This window comes from Antribacter soli (genome assembly GCF_021568775.1).
GTDB lineage: Bacteria > Actinomycetota > Actinomycetes > Actinomycetales > Cellulomonadaceae > Antribacter > Antribacter soli.
On sequence record NZ_JAKGSG010000003.1, the window covers coordinates 1 to 20,528 of the forward strand.

Below are 20,528 nucleotides of genomic sequence, written 5' to 3' on the forward strand. Positions count from 1 at the left end.
CCCCCCTGGGTCGCCCCCCCCCCCCCCCCGGCGGGGGGGGGGGGGGGGGGGGCGGCCCCCCCCGCCACTACTTCGGCAGGGTCTACCTCAGCGAGAGGATCAGGAGCGCGCCGCGCTTGCCCGCCTCTTGTTCCACACGTCGAACGCGACGGCTGCCAGGAGCACGAGGCCCTTGACGACCTGCTGCGTCGACTGGTCGACGCCCATGAGCTGCATGCCGTTCGACATGACGGCCATGATCAGGCCACCCACCATGGCGCCCGCCACCGTGCCGATGCCGCCGGTCACGGCCGCGCCGCCGATGAAGCACGCGGCGATGGCATCGAGCTCGAACATCTGGCCCGCCGCGGGCTGCGCGCCGTTGGACCGCGCCGAGAACACGACGCCGGCCACCGACGCGAGGAAGCCCATGTTCACGAAGATCCAGAAGTTGACGCGCTTGACCCGCACGCCGGACAGCTGGGCCGCCGCGAGGTTGCCACCGATCGCGTACACGTGCCGGCCGAACACGCTGTGCTTCGTCACGACCGTGTACACGAGGATGAGCACGGCCAGCACGATGAGGACGTTCGGCAGGCCACGGCTCGTCGCGAGGCGGTACGCGAACCACATGACGACGGCCGCGATGAGCAGGAGCTTGATCCCGAACAGCGCGGGCGCCTCGACGGTCTGCTTGTAGGCGATGCGCGCCTGGCGCGTGCGCCACGCGGACACCGCGTAGCCGATCACGGCGATGCCGAAGATGACGAGCGTGAACGTGTCGAACCCGTAGCCGCCGAGCAGGCCGTTCTGGAAGCCGGCCGCGATGGTCGAGTACTCGGCAGGGAACGGCGACAGCGAGATGTTCTCGAGCACCTGGAGCGTGAGCCCGCGGAAGAGAAGCATGCCCGCCAGCGTCACGATGAACGCTGGAATCCCGACGTACGCCACCCAGAACCCTTGCCACGCCCCGACCAGCAGGCCGGTGGCGATCGCGGCGAGCACGCCCACGTACCAGGGCAGCCCCTCGCGGATCACGAGGACCGCGGAGACGGCACCGGTGAGGGCCACGACCGATCCCACCGACAGGTCGATGTGCCCGCCGATGATGACGATCACCATGCCGATCGCGAGGATCAGGATGTACGAGTACTGCAGCACGAGGCTCGTGACGTTTCGCGGTCCGAGCAGCAGCCCGTCCGTGAGGATCGAGAACAGCGCGATGATGAGGACGAAGGCGATGTAGATGCCGCTCTGGCGCATGTTCCTCGTGAGCAGGTCCCGGAGGTTCGCGATGCCGGTCATGCCAGGGCCTCCTCGATCGGCTCGGTGGGGCCAGCCAGATCGGCGGCGCCAGCCGTGGTCTCCTGGGTCATGAGTGCCATCAGTCCTTCCTGGGTGGCTGAGGCCACGTCGACCTCGCCGGTGATGCGGCCAAAGGCCAGGGTGTAGATGCGGTCGCAGATGCCCAGCAGCTCGGGCAGCTCCGAGGAGATGACGAGCACGGCCTTGCCCTCTGCGACGAGGCGGTTGATGATCGTGTAGATCTCGTACTTGGCGCCGACGTCGATGCCTCGCGTCGGCTCGTCGAGGATGAGCACCTCGGGCGCGGTGTGCAGCCACTTGGACAGCACGACCTTCTGCTGGTTTCCGCCGGACAGCTTGCCGACCTGCGCCAGCACGGTGGGCGTGCGGATGCCCATCTCGGCGCGGAACTCCTCCGCGACCTTGAGCTCCTCGTGCGAGTTGACGAAACCGCGCTTCGCGAGCTTTTCGAGGCCCGCCAGCGAGATGTTGCGCTTCACGTCCTCGATGAGGTTGAGGCCGAGCTGCTTGCGGTCCTCGGTGGCGTAGGCCAGGCCGGCGTCGATGGCGTCCGGCACGTTGTGCAGCGTGACCTCCTCGCCGTGCACGAAGACACGGCCGGAGATGTTGCGGCCGTACGAGTGGCCGAAGATCGACATGGCGAGCTCGGTGCGCCCGGCGCCCATGAGGCCGGCGATGCCGACGACCTCGCCCGCGTTCACCGTCAGGTTCGCGCGGTCGACGACGATGCGGCCGGCCTGGTGCGGGTGGTAGACCGTCCAGTCCTCGACACGCAGCACCTCCTCGCCGACGTGCGACTCGCGGGCCGGGTAGCGGTGCTCGAGGTCGCGGCCGACCATCCCGCGGATGATGCGGTCCTGGAGTGCGACCGAGTCCTGCTTGGTCAGGTCGATGTCGAGCGTCTCGATCGTCTTGCCGTCGCGGATGATCGTGGTGCGGTCGGCGATCTCGGCGATCTCGCCGAGCTTGTGCGAGATCATGATCGACGTGACGCCGTGCTGCTTGAGCCGGCGCAGGAGGTCGAGCAGGTGCTCGGAGTCGGTGTCGTTGAGGGCGGCCGTGGGCTCGTCGAGGATGAGCAGGCGCACCTCCTTCGACAGCGCCTTCGCGATCTCGACGAGCTGCTGCTTGCCCACACCGAGCGTGGACACGGCCGTCGTCGGCGAGTCGGCGAGCCCGACGCGCTCGAGCAGGGCCGCGGCCTCGTGGTTGGTCTGGTTCCAGTCGATCATCCCGTTGCGCCCACGGCGCTCGTTGCCGAGGAAGATGTTCTCGGCGATCGACAGGTACGGCACGAGGGCCAGCTCCTGGTGGATGATCACGACGCCGCGGGCCTCGGAGTCGTTGATGGACCCAAAGCTGGCGGGCTCGGCGTCGAGGACGATGTCGCCGTCGTAGGTGCCGTGCGGGTACACGCCCGACAGCACCTTCATGAGGGTTGACTTGCCCGCGCCGTTCTCGCCGCAGATCCCGTGGATCTCGCCACGGCGGACGGCGAGGTTGACGTTCTGGAGAGCCTTGACGCCCGGGAACGTCTTGGTGATGTCCCGCATCTCGAGGATGTTGGGGGAGCTGGTGTCGGCCATGCCTTGTCCTTGCTCGTGCGTTCGTCGGCAGTGCCCGACGCCGGACGGTCACCTCCCGGGGGAGGCGACCAGCCCGGCGTCGGGCGCCGTTGTCAGTCTGTCGTCACTCGGAGACGCCGGACGCGACCTCGTCGGCCGTCCAGTAGCCGGAGTCGACGAGCAGGGACTGGATGTTGTCCTTGTAGACGATGTCCGACTCGAGGAGGAACGACGGCACGACCTTCACACCATTGTCGTACGTCTCGGTGTCGTTGGCCTCAGGCTCCTCGCCCGCGAGGTACGCCTCGGTCGCGACCACGGCCTGCTCGGCGAGCTTGCGCGTGTCCTTGAAGATCGTGGAGAACTGAACGCCGTCGTTGATGAGCTTGACGGAGGCGATCTCCGCGTCCTGGCCGGTGACGATCGGCATCGGCTGGTCGCCCGAGCCGTAGCCCGAGTTCTGCAGGGCGGTGATGATGCCGCGCGAGAGGCCGTCGTACGGCGAGAGCACGCCGGCGACGACGGAGCCGTCGTTGTACGTGGAGGTCAGCAGGTCCTCCATGCGCTTCTGGGCGGTCTCCTGGAGCCAGCGCAGCGTGTTGGTCTGCTCGATGTCGGTCTGGCCCGACTTCACGACGAGGGTGCCTGCGTCGAAGTACGGCTGCAGGGTGTCGATCGCGCCGTCGTAGAAGAAGTGCGCGTTGTTGTCGTCCAGCGAGCCGGCGAAGAGCTCGACGTTGAACGGGCCGGCGGGCGCGTCGGCGACCTCGTTGCCCTCCGCGTCGAGCAGGCCGAGGCCCACGAGCAGGGACGTGGCCTGCTGAACGCCCACGTTGTAGTTGTCGAACGTGACGTAGAAGTCGACGTTCTCCGAGTCGCGGATCAGGCGGTCGTACGAGATGACCGGGATGCCCTCGGCCGCAGCAGCCTCGAGCTGGCCCGCGAGCGCGGTGCCGTCGATCGCCGCGACGATCAGCGCCTCGGCGCCCTTGGTGATCATCTGGTCGATCTGCTGCTGCTGCGTCGGGATGTCGTCCGCGGCGAACTGCAGGTCAACCTCGTATCCAGCCTCCTCGAGGCCCGCCTGCACCGCCGCACCGTCGGCGATCCAGCGCTCCGACGTCTCGGTCGGCATCGCCACGCCGACGAGGCCACCCGCTTCGCCGTCGCCGGCGCCTTCGGTCGCGTCGCCGCCACCGGCGCCACTGCCACCGCATGCAGCGAGGGCAAGAGCCATAGCGCCCGTCGCAACAGCGGCGAGCCCGCGGGTGTACCAGAGCTTCCTAGCCATGAGGTCTCCTCTTCGAGAACATGCCGAACGCCACCGTCCGGCTTGAGTCACCTGATTGTTAACGCTCACATGACCCAAGGTCAAAACGGAGGCGGTCACAATCACGTCACGATCAAGTATCTGCCGAACAGTGGTGCTCGCTTGGGCAGGCATCGTCCCTGCTAGAGGCCGCTCCTCTCGCGGCCGGCCACCGGCCAGCCGTCCTCGGTCCAGGCCAGCTCGTGGATCGCCAGGCGGACGAGACCGCCGTCGTCGGCGTCGTAGAAGTGGAATCCGAGGTGGTCGCGCGAGACGGACTGACCGCCCGGACCCACCATCGAGCCCTCTGTGGCGAGCACCACGGTGCCGCCGCCCAGGAGCATGTCCTTGCCCTCGGCGTCGAGGTACGGACCGGTCACCTCGCGCGACCGGCCGACGACGATCTTGTACGTCGAGTCGGTGCCCTTGCAGCAGAAGTCCCACGAGACGAAGAGGTAGTACCAGCCGTCGCGGGCGTAGACGTACGGGGCCTCGATCGCGTTGTCCGGCAGGCCCACACGGCTCGCGATCTTCACCGGCTCCGCGCCGGCGACCACCGTCCCGCTCGGCCACTCGAGCGGCAGGAGCTGCACGCCGCCCCAGAACGACCCGTAGACCATCCAGGGGTTGCCGTCAGCGTCCTCGACGATGCCGGGGTCGATGGCGTTCCAGTGCGTGTCGCCCGGCTTCGACCGCACGACGACGCCCTGGTCGGTCCAGCCGAAGTCCGGGTCGTCCGGGTCGAGCGTGGTGCCGGTCCGGAGGCCGATCGCCGAGTCGTTCGACCCGAACGTCGAGGCGGAGTAGTACAGGTACCAGGTGCCGTCGTGCTGGTAGAGCTCGGGCGCCCAGAAGTTCGTGACGCCGTCGATCTCGTCGCGCACCCACGCCGGGTCGTCGTCGGCGTCCCACGCCGTGCCGACGAAGGCCCAGGTGCGCCCGCCGTCGTCGGACCGCCGGATCTGGGGCGCACCGAAGCCCACCTTGACGTCGCCCGTCGAGTAGACGAACCACGGCTCGCCCTCCTCGCCGACGACGAGCGCGGGGTCGTGCGCGCGCAGGTCGCCGGTCAGCGGCAGGGCGTCGGCCCCGGCCCCGGCCCCGGCCCCGCCCACGAGACTCCCGCGCGCGGCGAAAGCGCCCGCCGCGAGCCCGGCCACGGCCACCACGGCGATCCCCGCACCGAGCACGGCGCGCCGCCTCACGCCCGGCCCAGGCGGACGACCGACCACGACACGGGCGGCAGCTCCGCGCGGGCGCGGTCGTCGGCGACCTTGGCGGTGGTGTTGACCTGGGGCAGCACGGACGTGGCGTCGTCGGCCGTGGCCTGCCAGGTGTGGTCGGGGTTGGCCAGCGTGAGCGCCTCCACCACCTGCAGGCCCGGGAAGCCGCGCAGGTCGACGTCGAGCGTGACGGCCTCGGTCACCGACCGGTTGACGGCGAAGATCACGACCTCGCCGGTCTCGGCGTCGTGCGTCGCGACGGCGTCGAGCACCGGGACGTCGCCGAAGCGCGTGGTCTCCTGCACCGGCGACTCGACCGCTACCCGCAGCACCTCGCCCGCCGCGTGCTTCGACGTGAGCGCGAACGGGTGGAACGTGGTCTGCCGCCAGGCGCGCCCGCCGGGCTCGGTCATGATCGGCGCGATCACGTTGACGAGCTGGGCCAGCGAGGCCGCGTGCACGCGGTGCGTGTTGCGCAGCAGCGAGATGAGCAGGTTGCCGACCACCACGGCGTCGGCCACGTTGTAGCGGTCCTCCAGCAGGACGGGTGCCACGGGCCAGTCGTCGTCCGTGGGCGGGCGCGACTCGGCGCGCTGCTGGTACCAGACGTTCCACTCGTCGAACGAGATGTTGATCCGCTTGGTGTGCTTGCCCGCGGCACGCACGGCGTCCGCGGTGGCGGCGACGGACTCGACGAAGTGGTCCATGTCCACGGCCGAGGCGAGGAAGGAGGCGAGGTCGCCGTCCTCCTCCCAGTAGTAGGCGTGCGCCGAGACGTGGTCCACGTGCTCGTACGCCTCGCTGAGCACCACGCGCTCCCACTCGCCGAACGTGGGCATCGCCGAGCTCGACGAGCCGCACACGACGAGCTCGATGTTCGGGTCCATCATCCGCATGGCGCGCGCCGTCTCGGCCGCGAGGCGCCCGTACTCCTCGGCCGTCTTGTGGCCGATCTGCCACGGGCCGTCCATCTCGTTGCCGAGGCACCACATCTTGACCCGGTACGGGTCCGCCGCGCCGTTCGCCCGCCGCTTGTCCGACCAGAACGAGCCGCCCGGCACGTTGCAGTACTCCAGCAGGTCCAGGGCCTCCTGGACGCCGCGCGTGCCGAGGTTGACGGCCATCATCGGCTCGGTGCCGGAGGCCTTCGACCACCGCAGGAACTCGTCCACGCCCACGGTGTTGGGGTCGCTGGAGTGCCAGGCCAGGTCAAGGCGGGTCGGGCGGTCCTCGACCGGGCCGACGCCGTCCTCCCACCGGTAGCCCGAGACGAAGTTGCCGCCCGGGTAGCGCACCGTGGAGACGCCCAGCTCACGGGTGAGCTCGAGGACGTCGCCGCGGAACCCGTCGGCGTCGGCGGTGGGGTGCCCCGGCTCGTAGATGCCGGTGTACACGCAACGTCCCAGGTGCTCGACGAACGTCCCGAAGGTCCGCCGTCGTACGGGTCCGACGACGAAGGCCGGGTCGAGCGTGAGGGTTGCGGAATGCATGGAGATAGTTCCTCTCGGCGTGCGCCCGGTGGCGCTGCATCGCGGGCCGGTTGCTGTACATCGTTGTAGAGGAAGAGTAGAGCATCGTTGTGACTCCGTGACAAGGCCTACTTGACCGGTACCGTACCGACGTGCCACCGTGTGACCGTCGATGGCTCTCCATCGATGTAAATGGCGGGTCGACGAGGACGCACGCAGCATGGCACCGCTCTCTCGCTCGCACTTCTGACACCCGAGAGGACCCGTGATGAGGAAGTCACGCCTGGCAGCCGGCATGGTCGCCGTGTTCGCCCTGTCCAGCACCCTTGCAGCGTGCAGCGCCGGCTCGAGCACCGACGACGACGGCAAGCTCACGTTCATGTTCCGTGGCGGGGAGGACGAGAAGGCGGCGTACACCGCCGCCATCGAGCGGTTCGAGGCGGAGACCGGCGTCGACGTCGACATCGTCGTCACGGATGCCGACCAGTACTCCACGAAGCTGCAGGCGGCCATCGCCGGCAACAACGTGCCTGATGTCTTCTACATCGAGCAGGCCAGCCTGCAGTCCTACGTGACGTCGGGCATCCTGCTCGACATCACCGACAAGGTCGAGGCGCAGGGCATCGACCTCGACAACATCTGGGAGTACGGCGTCGACTCCTATCGCTACGACGGCAAGGTCCAGGGCACGCCGGACGGTCAGCTGTACGGCCTGCCGAAGGACGTCGGCCCGTTCGCGATGGGCTACAACAAGACGATGCTCGAGGCCGAGGGCATCGAGCTCCCCAGCACCGACACGCCCTACACCTGGGACGAGTGGCTCGAGGTCCTCAAGGCGGTCACCAAGGACACCGACGGCGACGGCGAGGTGGACCAGTGGGGCACCGGCCTGAACGTCGTCTGGAACTCGCAGGGCTTCGCCTGGAGCAACGGCGCCGACTGGACCAACGCCGACCACACCGAGGTCACGGTGGACACCCCCGAGATGGCCGAGGCGCTCCAGTACATCGCCGACATGACCAACGTCGACAAGGTCACGCCCAACGCGGAGCAGGCGGCCACGCTGGACACCTACCAGCGCTGGATGGCCGGTGAGCTCGCGTTCTTCCCCGTCGGCCCGTGGGACGTCTCCGTCTACAACGATCTCGAGTTCGACTACGACCTCATCCCGTTCCCGGCCGGCAAGACCGGCGAACCTGCCACCTGGGTCGGCTCGCTCGGCATCGGCGTCTCGGCGACGACCGCGATGCCCGACGACGCGACCAAGCTCGCCGTCTACCTGTCAACGGACGAGGAGGCGCAGAAGACGCTCGTCGACGCCGGCATCCAGGTGCCGAACCTCAAGGACATGGCCGCGGAGTGGGCCGCCGAGGAGGGCGCCGAGCCCGCCAACCGCCAGGAGTTCCTGGACATCGTCGAGACCTACGGCCGCCCGATGCCCGCCGCCGTCACGTACGGCGCCGCCTGGTACGACGAGATGTGGACCAACATCCAGCCGGTGATCGACGGCGAGCAGACCGCCGCCGACTACCTCGCCGAGGTCCAGCCGCGCATGCAGACCCTGCTCGACGAGGCGAACGCCGCCGCCTCGGCGGCCGCCGAGGCCAACGCCGCCAAGGGCTGACCCACGGACCGACCGGCGCGACCGCCCCACCTCCTCCGGGGCGGCCGCGCCGGTCGTCGGAACTCGACGGAAGGAGCCCGCGATGTCGACGTCCGGGACCTCGCGCATGCACCGGTCGGAGCACCGGTGGGCGCTGCTGTTCGTGGCCGCCCCTGTGGTCGGCTACCTCCTCTTCACGCTGTACCCGGTCTGCATGGCGTTCTACACGTCGCTGACGAACTCGAACGGCCTCGGCATCGCGCGCTTCGTCGGCCTCGACAACTACGTGCGCGTCCTGAGCGACGGATACTTCCTCCAGTCGCTGTTCAACACGTTCTTCTACATGATCGGCATCCCGATCGGGCTGGCCCTGTCGCTCGCGCTGGCGATCGGGATGAACCGCGCGATCCCCCTGCGTTCCGCGCTGCGGACCATCTACTACGTGCCGGTCATCTCGTCCCTCGCCGCGATCGCGATCCTCTGGCAGTGGGCCTACAACGGCGACTTCGGCCTGGTGAACCAGGTCCTCGCGTGGTTCGGGATCGAGGGCCCCAACTGGCTCGCCGACAAGGACTTCGCCAAGCCGGCCATCATCGCCATGGCCGTCTGGAAGGGTCTCGGCTACTCGATGATCCTGTACCTGGCCGCGATCCAGTCGGTGCCCAGGTCGCTCTACGAGGCGGCGGAGCTCGACGGCGCCAACGGCTGGCAGAAGTTCCGGGCCATCACGCTGCCCATGGTGCAGCCCGTGACGTTCTTCCTCGTGGTCACGAACGTCATCGGCGGCGCGCAGATCTTCACCGAGATCAACATCATGACGCCGCAGGGTGGCCCCGAGCTCAGCACCGCGTCCGCCGTCTGGTACATCTGGCGGCAGGCGTTCAAGTACCAGCAGATGGGGTACGGCACGGCGATGGCGATCGTGCTCGGCCTCCTCATCCTCGTCATCACCCTGATCCAGTTCCGCCTCAACCGGCGCAACAACTTCGTGCTGGACTGAGCCGGAGGAGACCATGACTACCACCCAGACGGAACAGACCTCCGCCCTGAACGGCGGGTTCCCGCCGGCTTCCCGTCCCGTCCGCCGGAAGCTCGGGCGCCAGGCCACCACCCGCATCGCCGACGGCGTCACGTTCGCCGTCCTCGCCGTGGGCGCGATCGTCATGATCGCCCCGCTGCTGTGGATGGTCTCGACATCCCTCAAGACGAAGATCGAGGTCTTCGCCCTGCCTCCGGTGTGGATCCCCGAGGTGCCCCAGTGGGACACCTACGTGCGGATGTGGGAGGACTCCCTCATCCTCTCGGGCTTCCAGAACAGCATCATCGTGTCGCTCACGGTCACGGTCATCGGCACGTTCACGTGCGCACTCGCGGCGTTCGCGCTCGCGAAGATGCGCATGCCGTTCCGCAACGCCATCTTCATCGGGCTGCTGTCGGGCATCATGATCCCGTTCCCGACGCTGATGATCCCGCAGTTCGTGATGTTCTCGAAGATCGGCTGGGTCGACACCCTGCTGCCCCTGATCGTCCCGGCGATCTTCGGCAACATCGTGATGATCTTCTTCCTGCGGCAGTACCTCGAGAACGTGCCGAACTCGATCGTCGAGGCCGCGAAGATCGACGGCGCGTCCTACTGGCAGATCTTCTGGCGGCTGATCCTGCCGATCATCCGCCCGGCCGTCGCCGCCCAGTTCATCCTGTGGTTCATGGCCGTGTGGAACGACTACCTCGCGCCGATCCTGTACCTCAACACCCCCGAGCGGCAGACCCTCCAGGTGGTCATCGCGAACATGAACGTGCAGTACGCGACGCAGCGCGACTACCCGCTCATCATGGGCGCGTCGTTCGTGGCGCTCCTGCCGATCCTCGTGGTGTTCCTCGTGTTCCAGCGCCAGATCGTCGAGTCGGTCGCGCTCACGGGAAGCAAGGGCTGACATGGGCACGACGCCAGGGGCGCAGGCGGACGACGCCGGCGCCGTCGGCTGGGCAGGCGGCGTGATGACGGCGCTGCGGTGGGCGACCCGCCTCGTGGAGGTCAACGTCCTCGTCGTCCTCGGCGCGCTGGCCGGCGGCGTGGTGCTGGGCCTCGGCCCGGCGCTGCGCGCCGGCAGCGCCGTCCTGCTCGAACCCGAGCACGGGGACGCCCCGTGGCGCGGGTTCTGGCAGACGTGGCGGACGGGCTGGCGGCGCGCCAACCTGCTGTTCGCGCCGCTGTGGGTCGTGGGCCTGCTCCTCTGGCTCGACACCGCCGTCATCGCCGCGGCCGACGGCCCGGCCCGCGCCGCGTTCCAGCTGGGGCTCGCCCTGGTGGGCGCGTGGGGCGCCGTCGTGCTGGCCTGGTGGCCGCGCGTCGCCCTCCGCTACGACGACCCGGCCCCCGCCGTGTGGCGCTTCCTGCTGCTGGCGCCCGCGCTCGGCCCGGGCACCGCCCTCGGCGCGCTGGTGGTCCTGGCGGCCACGGCCGCCGTCGTGCTGGGCCTGCCGGTGGCCGGGGCGCTCGCCGGGCTGTCGTTCCCGCTGTGGGCGACGGGCCGCCTGGTGGAGGAGCGCTTGCGGAAGATCGACGCCGAGCGATAGCTCCCGCGCCGGTCAGCGGCCGACCACCTCGACCGGCTCGACGCCGCCCGGCTGGATCCCGACCACGCGGCCCTCGGCGCCCGCGGGCACGTCGCCCGTGGACTCCCTGCCGACGATGCGCGAGTCGGGCACGACCCGCCGGAACGGCGCGGGCTCGCCGCGCGCGGTGATCCGCTCGACCAGCAGCTCCACGGCGGTGCGCGCGATCTGCTCGCGCCCGGGGTCCACCGAGGAGAGGGTGGGCACGGAGTAGCGCACGTCGTCGATGTCGTCGAAGCCGATGAGGGCGACCTCGCCCGGCACGTCGATGCGGCGGGCGTGCAGCGCGTGCAGGGCGCCGAGCGCCATCGCGTCGTTGAGCGCGAAGACGGCGTCGATCTCGACGCCCGAGTCGAGCAGCCGGCCCATCGTCTCGGCGCCGGTGGACCGGTGCCAGAGCCCGGCCTCCCCCACGAGCGCCGGGTCGAACGGGATCCCGGCCTCCTCGAGCGCTTGCCGGTAACCGGCGGTGCGCAGCGCGGCGGAGCCGACCTGCTCGCCCTCGTGCGCGCCCACGACGGCGATGCGCCGCCGCCCGAGCGCGACGAGGTGCGCCGTGGCCGCCCGGGCCGCTGCGACGTTGTTCATGGTCACGTGGTCGGCCGGCGCGCCGAACACCCGCTCGCCGAGAACGACGAGCGGGAAGTCGACGTCGAACAAGGGCAGGTCGTCCGGGCCGAGGGCGAGCGGCGAGAAGATCAGGCCGTCGGTCAGGTGGCGCCGCCGCCCGGACAGCACCTCGGCCTCGCGCTCCCGGCTCGCGCCGGTCTGCTCGATGAGCACGGTCCAGCCGTTCTCGTCGGCCGCCTGGATCACGGAGTCCGCGAGCTCGGCGAAGTAGGGCAGCGACAGCTCCGGCACGGCGAGCGTGAACATGCCCGTGCGCTGGGTGCGCAGGTTGCGCGCCGAGACGTTGACCCGGTACCCGAGGTGGGCGATAGCCTGCTCCACCCGTTCGCGCGTCTCCGCCCGGATGTACGGATAGCCGTTCACCACGTTGGAGACGGTCTTGATCGAGACGCCGGCCCGCTGCGCCACGTCGTGCATCGTGACCGCCATGTCTGCTCAGCCCTCCGGGTTCCACACGCGCATCGGGCCCTCGCCGCGAGCTCCCCCACAGCGTAGGGGACCGCGACCGGGCAGACCGGCCTGTATGCCGGGTTGTCCGGACCTCTTCGCAGGACTCTGCGAGGGCTTCTGACAACCCGGGGGCGGGCGTGGTACTGGTTGTTCTCGCCCGCCGCTCGTCGGCTACTGTACAACGTTGTAGAGATCAACCTGCACACCTGAGGATTCCGATGACGCAGTCGCGCCCCCGCATCGTCCTGCACCCCGACTTCCGTGTCGGCCCCGTCGACCGCCGGCTCTTCGGCTCCTTCGTGGAGCACCTGGGCCGCGCCGTATACACGGGCATCCACGAGCCGGGCCACGAGACCGCCGACGAGCACGGCTTCCGCCGCGACGTCGCGGACCTGACCCGTGAGCTCGGCGTCTCCGTCGTCCGCTACCCGGGCGGTAACTTCGTGTCCAACTACATCTGGGAGGACGGCGTCGGGCCGGTCGAGGACCGCAAGCCGTTCCTCGACCTGGCATGGCGCACCGTCGAGCCCAACGTCATCGGCACCGACGAGTTCCTCCAGTGGGCAGAGCGCGAGGGCATCGAGCCCATGATGGCCGTCAACCTCGGCACCCGCGGCGTCGAGGCCGCGGCCGCCCTGGTCGAGTACTGCAACGGCGAGGCGGGCACCCGCTGGGCCGACCTGCGCATCGCCAACGGGCGCGCCGAGCCGTACAAGGTCAAGCTCTGGTGCCTGGGCAACGAGATGGACGGCCCGTGGCAGATCGGGCACAAGGACGCCCACGAGTACGGCAAGCTCGCGCGCAACGCCGGCCACGCCATGAAGCTCGTGGACCCCTCGATCGAGCTCGTCGCGTGCGGCTCGTCGTCCATGGGCATGCCGACGTTCGGCGAGTGGGAGCAGACCGTCCTGTCCTACACGTACGACCTCGTCGACCACATCTCGATGCACGCCTACTACGAGGAGCTCGACGGCGACCGCGCCTCCTTCCTCGGGTCCGGCACCGCGATGGACCGGTTCATCGACCGCGTCGTCGCCTCCGCCGACGCGGTCGGGGCCAAGCGCCGCTCCGACAAGAAGATCACCATCTCGTTCGACGAGTGGAACGTCTGGTACCTGCAGTCACGCTTCCCCGGCGAGCAGAACCTGCCGATCCAGAAGGACGCCCCGCGGATCATCGAGGACGTCTACTCGGGCCTGGACGCCGTCGTGGTGGGCGACCTCCTCGTCACCCTCCTCAACCACGCCGACCGGGTCCCGGTGGCGTGCCTCGCCCAGCTCGTCAACGTCATCGCGCCGATCATGACCGAGCCGGGCGGCGAGGCGTGGCGCCAGCCCACGTTCCACCCGTTCGCCACGACCGCGCGGCTCGCGCGGGGCGAGGCGCTGGACGTCCGGGTCTCGGCGCCCGTCATCACGACGAGCGCGCACGGGGACGTCCCGGCCGTCACCGCCGCGGCCACGCTGTCCGACGACGGCGTCGCGCTCTTCCTCACCAACCGCTCGGCCGAGCCCGTCGAGGTCGAGCTCGCGCACGCCGGCGCCGCGCTGGCCCTCGCCGAGGGCTGGGTCATGACCGCCGACCACGAGCCGGCCGTCGCCGGGCCCGAGCACGCCGCGAAGGTGGCGGCGGCGCACTGGGGGACGTACGACGTCGCCGGGCTGGTCTCGGGCGAGGGCGTGACGACGGTGCGCCTGGCGCCGGAGTCCTGGACGGCTTTGACCGGCACGCTGACGCGCGCCTGACCTGACGCCGAGCTGGAGCCCCGCGAAGTAGAACGGCCGCGGGACTGCCCAGGCATGCCGGAGGCCGCTCGCTGTGTGCTGACGATGCCAACACACAGTGAGCGGCCCCGACGCATGTGGGTTGTCTGGCTCTACTTCGGCTGGACGCGGAGCAGGCGGGCTCCGTGGGGCGGGATCTCCACGTCGATCACGGCGTCGCCGCCCGTCTCGGACGAGCCCGGGACCAGCCGGACCTCCTCGCCCGTCCACAGGTCCGTCACGCTGCCCGATTCTCGGGGCCCCCGCGAAGTACCGCAGCGCAGCGAGGACACGTCGTGGGGTGAGGGCGCCGGAAGACCCGCCGACGCGGCCGGGACCCGGGCGTGCAGCGTCTCCGTCCCGGTGTTGAACAGCCCGGCCCAGCGCACGCCCGCGCACGGGCCCGCGCCCTCCGCTCCCCAGACCACGAGGTCGCCCTCGCGCAGCAGCTCGCGGCTGCCGGCGGAGTGCCGCCCGACGTCGAGCACGTCGGTGTTCGCGAGGTCCGCGATCGTGCCGCCGTCGGACGTCGGTAGGTCGCCGCCCACGAAGAGCGGTGACCGGGCGAGGCACCACAGCGACAGCATCGTGCGGCGCTCGTCGACCGTGAGCAGGCTGTCGCGCGGCGCACCCCGCTCGGCCCGCACGCCGATGCGCCCGAGGGGCAGCATGTCGGCGTCGGCCCAGCCCTCCTCGCCCTGGTGCGGCGCCCACCGGGCCGTGCGCGTGAGCTGCGCCTCGACGTCGTCCCACCGGTCCCACAGATCGTCCGAGATGCGCCAGAGGTCGGCGTGCCGGCGCAGGTGGTCGAGGTGCGCGAGGGACAGGTGCGTCCCCGGCGAGAGCGAGATCGTGACCTCGCGCCCGTGCCGCTCCTCGGCCCGCGCGACGGCGAGCGCCAGCGCCTCGATCGCGTCCGCGTGGTAGGGCGCGAGCATGTCGTCGACCTTGAGGAAGTCGACGCCCCAGCCGACGAACCGGTCGATCTGGAGGTCGAGCCACGCCTGCGCGCCGGGGTGGGCATGGTCGAGGCCGTAGTTGTCGGAGTTCCACGGGCAGGTCGACGCCCGGTCGGCGATGTCGCCGGTGCGGTACGGCGTGCCCGGCACGGGCAGGTCGGCGTCGACGGCACGGCGCGGGATGCCGCGCATGACGTGGATCCCGAAGCGCAGGCCCAGGTCGTGCACCTGCCCGGCCAACGGCCCGAAGCCCGCGCCGCCCGCCGACGACGGGAAGCGGCCGGGCGCGGGGACCTGCACCCCGTCGGCGTCGAGCAGCAGGGGGGCGTCGTCGTTGTAGCCGCCGGCGCGCGCCGTCGGCTCGTACCACTGGATGTCGACCACGACCGTGTCCCACCCCGCGGGTGCCAGGCGCTCGGCCAGGAACCGGGCGTTGGCGAGGACCTCGCCCTCGGTAACCGTGGTGCCGAAGCTGTCCCACGAGTTCCAGCCCATCTGCGGCGCACTGCTGGGACGTCGCCCCATGGTTCGTTCCTCTCTCTCGGTACCACCGGCACAAACTTGCCGAGGTAGTCACCCCGTCGCGAGGTCTCGCGACGGGGTGACTACCTCGGCAGGTTCTACCTCGGCGTCACTCCACGGTGCAGCGGCGGCCCGCCAGCGTCACCGTGTCCGGTTCAATGGCCGTGCCCGTTGCGATGTAGCCGAACGTCACGCGGCCGTCCGGCGCCACCTTGCCGTTCCACTTCAGGTTCGTCGCCGACACCGACGTCCCGGACTGCTTCACGTCGGCGCTCCAGTGGTTGACCACCTTACGGTCGCCGAGGTCCCACGTGAGGTCCCAGCCGTTCAGCGCCTCGTCCCCCGTGTTCTGCAGCCACACCTGCGTGAGGTGCTTGCCCGGCCACGAGGAGTGCACCGTGAAGTCCACGGAGCACTCGGGCACGTCGTGCAACCGCACGAACGTCACCGAGTAGGGCGCGAAGTCGTAGGTGAAGTCCTCCGACGCCCCGTCCCAGGTCCGGGTGACCGGGACGACGCTCTCCGGGTCGGCCTTGGTGTTGGTGTCGCCCGGCAGGCCGGACAGCTCGGTGATCTCGGCGACCGCCCCGACCGGCATGGCGCCGTCGACGAGCACCTGCGTGCGGGCCGTCGAGGCCGTCGGGTTGACGACCTTGAGCACGACGTCGCCGGTGTCCTCGTCCCGCGTGACCACCTGGTAGAGCGACTCGCGGGCGGGCTGCGTGTACGTCATCTGCAGCTGGCCGTCCAGGTAGAGCTTGATCACTCGCCCGGACACCTCGACCGTGACGTGGTAGTCCCGGCCGGCCTCGATCGAGTGGCCCTCGACCGCCATGACCTCGCCGGCGCCACCGCCGTCGGCCCGCTGCAGCGCCTGGCGCGTGTTGTTCCACCCACCGAGGTTCCACCAGTAGTAGTTGCTCGGCCCGCCTGCGGCGAAACCGACGAGGAAGCCCTCGGCGCCGGAGACCTTCCGGGCGTCGAGCTCGAGCGTGTAGTTCGACCAGTCACGGTCGTAGCCGTCCACCACGACGGAGCGGGCGTCGTTGACGGTCCCGGCGGACTGCACGTACTCGCCGTCCACCACCGACCACGACCCGGTCGCGGGCGACCACTGCGAGGCGTCCGCGAACGTGTCCGAGAACAGGACCTCACCGGTCGAGTTCGAGGTCACCACGACGTCGTCGTACGCCGCCTGGGTGCTCCACGTGGAGAGGAAGACGCCGCCCGACAGCTCCGGTGTCGCGACCGGCCCGTCGTGCGTGGAGGGCACCACCTCGTCGCCGGTGTTCGTCATGAACATCTTCTGGTTGTAGTAGTTGACGGAGGCCCACGACTCGTCGTTGTCGAACCACATCATGTCCGGCGCCCACTGCACGTAGTCCTCGTTGGCGAACATCGGCGCGTACGAGGCGAGCTCGACGACGTCGGAGTTGCGCTCGATGCCGGTCATGTACGCGGCCTCGGACAGGGCGTTGGCGAGCGTGTTGCCGCGCGACGCGTACTCCCCGAGGAACACGTGCGGCCCCTCGCGGTCGTAGGCGTCGTACCGCTCCGTGTTCTCCAGGAACCACGACGGCTCGTTGTAGTAGTGCTCGTCGATCATCGCGACGCCCTGCTCGCGGTTGAAGTCCCAGAGCTCGTCGAAGCGAGCGCCGGCGTCGTCCGGGCCGGAGTTCGAGATCACCGTGACGTCGGGCCACGCGGCCTCGACGGCGTCGCGGAACCGCGGGAAGTTCGCCTGGAACGTGTCGGTGTTCTCCTCGTTGCCGAGACCGATGTACTTCAGGTCGAACGGCTCCGGGTGCCCCAGCGACGCGCGCACGGCGCCCCACTCGGTGTCGACGGACCCGTTGGCGAACTCGATGAGGTCAACGGTGTCCTGCACCCAGCGGTCGATCCGCACGTCGTCGGTCATCTCCGGGATGCGCGAGCCGCAGCCGTTGGCGCCCACGGAGAGCACGGGCAGCGGGCTGGCGCCCAGGTCCTCGGCGAACTCGAAGTACTCGAGGTACCCGATGCCGTACGACTGGTTGTAGCCCCAGAAGTTCCAGTTCGTCGGCCGCTCCTCGACCGGGCCGATGGTCTCCTTCCACTGGTACGTGCGGCGCCGCTCCCCGGACTCGAGGTACGTGTTGAACGTGCCGACGTTGGTCACGCAGCCGCCGGGGAAGCGCACGAACTTCGGCTCCAGCGCGGCGGTCATCTCCGCGAGGTCCTTGCGCAGCACGGACTTGCCGTTGACCGGCCCCACCCACGTGTCCTGCGGGAACAGGCTCACCATGTCGAGGCGCAGCGTCCCGGCGGCACCGCCGGTCACGACGAGCCGGGCCGACGCCGAGGTCGCCCCCGCCGTGAGCGTCAGGTCGTGCTTCCCCCAGGTGTCGTCACCTGCGACGGCGACCGTGCCGGTCGCCAGGACCTGGCCGCCGTCCTCGATCGTCACCGTCAGCGTCTGCGCCGTGGCCGTGCGGGCCCAGACGGAGAAGTCGTACGACGCACCGGCCTCGACCGCGAGACCCTCGTTGTAGCCGAGGTTGCGCACGCCGACGCCAGGCCCGGCCGCGTTCACCGTGAGGTAGTACCGGTTGTTGTCGTTGAGCCGGTTCGCGTCGGTCCCGACGGAGATCGACCCGGTCGCGCCCCGCTCGACCTTCTCCCAGGCGGTGAGCCCGGTGAAGGACCGGTTGTCGGAGCTGTTGAACTCGAACGACCGGTTGCGGACCAGCTCGGCGTAGAGACCGCCGTCGGCCGCGTAGTTGATGTCCTCGTAGAAGACGCCGTACAGGTCGTCGCTGATCTCGGTGGTCTCGCCGTCCGTGTCGACGGTGACCGTGTGGTTCTCGACCACGACCGTGTCGAGCGTGAGCCGCACCGCCGAGTCGCGGAGCCCGAGCACGAGCGCGCCGTCCGCGCCGAGGGTCACCGCGCTGTCGACGTCACCGCGCGGATGCCAGATCACCCGGCCGCCGCCGGCGTCCGTGAGGGCGAGCGCCGCCGGCGCCGTGCCAGGTGCGCCCAGGGCGAGCCGGCCGCTGTCGGACACCACGACCGGGCGGCCGGTGCCCTCCTCGGCGAAGCCTTCGCCCGCGACGACGAGCGCCGTCGTGGAGCTCGGGCGCTCGGCCACGAGGGAGAGCCCGGCGCCACCCGAGGTGAGGTGGCGAGCGGTGGACGCGTGCACCGTGAAGGTGCCCTCGGGGACGACCTCCTGGCCCGCGCTCGCGGCGAGCGCGAACCAGTCGAACGTCGCGGTGTGCGACGTGCCGTTCTGCGCGGCCAGGGCGAAGAGGCCCACCTGGGTCGTGTCCCAGCCCACGGTGTACGACTGGGCGGCGACCCAGACGCCCCCGGACCAGTAGCTCGTCGTGATGGTGTCGCCCGTGCGCTTGACCCGCAGGTACTCCGACGTCGACCCCGGGCGGCCGGTGAAGCTCGACGAGAACGTCGCGCCGCTCTCCACGCCGGTCTCGATGACGACGGGGCCGCCGGCCGCGAAGCCCACGTGGGCGAGCCCGGACCGCGTGTAGTTGTCCATGTCCTTCCACGCGATGATCCCCGCGCCCTGGAAGTCGAGGGAGACCGGTGCCGTGAGGTGCGTGACCGCGGTGAAGTCGCCGACGGGCACGTCGACCATGAGGACGTTCTTGGCGGAGTTGGCCGTCTGCCAGGTGTCGCCCGGCTGCGAGCGCAGCGTGAGGGCGCCTTCGGCCACGCTCAGCGCGGAGGGCTCGGGATTGACGACGGTCCACCGGTCACCGAGGGCGGCGCCGTCGAACTCGTCGACCCAGGCGCCGTCGGGCACCGGCGGGGCCCCGCTCGGGTCGGCCGGCGGGTACGCCGCGAGCAGGCGGTCACGCTCGGCGGCCGTGATCGGCAGCACCGTGCCGTGACGCGGGCTCGGCGGGAGCTCGGCGTCGAGGTTGGCGGTCCACTGCCCGCTGCTCAGGTCGTTCGTCTCGAACAGCATGTAGCCCTGACCGCCGTGGTAGGACGGCTGGTCCTGCAGCAGGTACCAGGTGTCGTCCGTGTTCGACTTGAACACCGACGGCCCCTCGCCGCCCGTGAACGTGCCTCCCCACGGGTTCGGCTGGCCGAAGCCGACGCGCTCGGCGATCATCTGCCAGCCGTCACCCTCGGTCACGCCCTGCGTGCGGCGCAGGTCCGTGGACGACTCCTGCCGGATCCCCATGTAGGACTCGTCCTTGGTGAACCGGTAGTACGTGTCGCCCTCCTTGGCGACCGTGGAGTCGATCATGCCGCGGCCGCTGCCCTGGGGCTCGTCGATCCACGGCTGCGGCTCGGAGAACGTGACGAAGTCCTGCGTGGTCGCGTACATCATCCGCTGGTAGCTGGTGGAGATGTTGCGCTCGGCAGGCGGGACGTCTGCCGGGTACAGCGCCGACGCCCAGTAGACGACGTACTCGCCGCGCTCCGCGTCGTAGTACGCCTCCGGCGCCCAGAGGTTGCCGGCGTTCTCGGGGGCGAGCGCGATCTCGCGCTGCGCGGACCAGGTGACCAGGTCGGACGACTCCCAGACCATGATCGAGCGGCTGCCCGTCTCCTGGGCGTCGCCGAAGTTGCCGCCGCCGTAGATCTTCAGGTCCGTGGCGAGGAGGAAGAACTTGTCGCCCGCGGCGGAGCGCAGGAGGAACGGGTCCCGCAGGCCGGTGGTGCCGAGGGTCGAGGACAGGACCGGGTCGCCCGCGTTGAGCGTCTGCCAGTCCAGGGGGTCGTTGCCCTCGCTGACCGCGAGGCGGATCGTCTCGCCGTCGGCCGTCGACTCGCCCGTGAAGTACGGGAAGACGTAGCCGGCCAGCTCGTCGGCCGACGTCGTCGTCGCCGTCGTCGCCGTCGTGATCTCGGCCGGCGTCGGGCTCGCGCCCGCCGCGACCGCCAGCGGGACGGTGACGGCGACCGTGAGGGCGGCCGCCAGGCCGGCTCTCAAGGAGGTACGCATCGTGCTCCTTCCTACAACGTTGTAGATCTCGGTAGGTGAGGGTCCCTCCCCGTGGGGGGGGGGGGGGGGGGGGGGGGGGGGGGGGGGGGGGGGGGGGGGGGGGGGGGGGGGGGGGGGGGGGGGGGGGGGGGGGGGGGGGGGGGGGGGGGGGGGG

At 70.3% G+C, this 20,528-nt stretch carries 13 protein-coding genes; 5 read left to right on the top strand and 8 right to left on the bottom strand.

The annotated features are described in order from the left end of the window. Positions 1-99 precede the first annotated feature (99 nt). From mmsB to arfA (L1785_RS00325), 5 genes are all read right to left on the bottom strand, one after another. The gene (mmsB, locus tag L1785_RS00305) at positions 100-1,284 is read right to left on the bottom strand and encodes a multiple monosaccharide ABC transporter permease (protein WP_236087119.1); all 1,185 of its coding nucleotides are present in this window, start codon (positions 1,282-1,284) and stop codon (positions 100-102) included. Continuing rightward, complete coding sequence (gene mmsA / locus L1785_RS00310; RefSeq protein WP_236087120.1) at positions 1,281-2,891, bottom strand: multiple monosaccharide ABC transporter ATP-binding protein; 1,611 nt, start codon at positions 2,889-2,891, stop codon at positions 1,281-1,283. Before mmsA ends, mmsB begins: the two co-directional genes overlap by 4 nt. A gap of 103 nt (positions 2,892-2,994) precedes the next feature. Then, positions 2,995-4,161, bottom strand: coding sequence for a multiple monosaccharide ABC transporter substrate-binding protein (chvE, locus tag L1785_RS00315; RefSeq protein WP_236087121.1), 1,167 nt, complete (start codon positions 4,159-4,161; stop codon positions 2,995-2,997). A gap of 161 nt (positions 4,162-4,322) precedes the next feature. Then, a complete protein-coding gene (locus tag L1785_RS00320) occupies positions 4,323-5,369 on the bottom strand; it encodes an arabinan endo-1,5-alpha-L-arabinosidase (protein ID WP_236087122.1) in 1,047 nt (348 codons plus the stop codon). A gap of 11 nt (positions 5,370-5,380) precedes the next feature. Next, positions 5,381-6,892, bottom strand: a complete 1,512-nt coding sequence (gene arfA, locus L1785_RS00325; protein ID WP_236087123.1) for an arabinosylfuranosidase ArfA — start codon at positions 6,890-6,892, stop codon at positions 5,381-5,383. Between the two features lie 247 nt (positions 6,893-7,139). Between arfA (L1785_RS00325) and L1785_RS00330 the strand changes: the two genes are divergently transcribed. The 4 genes from L1785_RS00330 to L1785_RS00345 all read left to right on the top strand — a co-directional run bounded on the left by L1785_RS00330 (position 7,140) and on the right by L1785_RS00345 (position 11,051). Next, the gene (locus tag L1785_RS00330; RefSeq protein WP_236087124.1) at positions 7,140-8,495 is read left to right on the top strand and encodes an ABC transporter substrate-binding protein; all 1,356 of its coding nucleotides are present in this window, start codon (positions 7,140-7,142) and stop codon (positions 8,493-8,495) included. An 82-nt stretch (positions 8,496-8,577) separates the two neighbouring features. Beyond that, positions 8,578-9,474 (top strand): carbohydrate ABC transporter permease, encoded by an 897-nt coding sequence (locus tag L1785_RS00335; protein ID WP_236087125.1) that lies wholly within the window; start codon positions 8,578-8,580, stop codon positions 9,472-9,474. A gap of 13 nt (positions 9,475-9,487) precedes the next feature. Next, positions 9,488-10,408 (top strand): carbohydrate ABC transporter permease, encoded by a 921-nt coding sequence (locus L1785_RS00340; RefSeq protein WP_236087126.1) that lies wholly within the window; start codon positions 9,488-9,490, stop codon positions 10,406-10,408. A gap of 1 nt (position 10,409) precedes the next feature. Continuing rightward, positions 10,410-11,051: a DUF624 domain-containing protein gene (locus L1785_RS00345; RefSeq protein ID WP_236087127.1), complete on the top strand. Its 642-nt coding sequence runs from the start codon at positions 10,410-10,412 to the stop codon at positions 11,049-11,051. A gap of 12 nt (positions 11,052-11,063) precedes the next feature. Here L1785_RS00345 and L1785_RS00350 read toward each other — a convergent pair whose 3' ends face one another. After that, positions 11,064-12,149 carry a LacI family DNA-binding transcriptional regulator gene (locus L1785_RS00350; RefSeq protein ID WP_236087128.1) on the bottom strand — a complete coding sequence of 362 codons (1,086 nt, stop codon included), beginning with the start codon at positions 12,147-12,149 and terminating at the stop codon, positions 11,064-11,066. A 239-nt stretch (positions 12,150-12,388) separates the two neighbouring features. Here L1785_RS00350 and arfA (L1785_RS00355) point away from each other — a divergent pair, with 239 nt between their 5' ends. Beyond that, the gene (gene arfA, locus L1785_RS00355; RefSeq protein ID WP_236087129.1) at positions 12,389-13,915 is read left to right on the top strand and encodes an arabinosylfuranosidase ArfA; all 1,527 of its coding nucleotides are present in this window, start codon (positions 12,389-12,391) and stop codon (positions 13,913-13,915) included. 131 nt (positions 13,916-14,046) lie between these two features. On the opposite strand, the gene L1785_RS00360 is transcribed toward arfA (L1785_RS00355), so the two are convergent. Both L1785_RS00360 and L1785_RS00365 read right to left on the bottom strand, forming a co-directional pair. Continuing rightward, positions 14,047-15,417 carry a glycoside hydrolase family 27 protein gene (locus L1785_RS00360; protein WP_236087130.1) on the bottom strand — a complete coding sequence of 457 codons (1,371 nt, stop codon included), beginning with the start codon at positions 15,415-15,417 and terminating at the stop codon, positions 14,047-14,049. Positions 15,418-15,523: 106 nt separating this feature from the next. After that, positions 15,524-20,374 (bottom strand): alpha-L-arabinofuranosidase family protein, encoded by a 4,851-nt coding sequence (locus L1785_RS00365; protein WP_236087131.1) that lies wholly within the window; start codon positions 20,372-20,374, stop codon positions 15,524-15,526. Positions 20,375-20,528 lie beyond the last annotated feature (154 nt).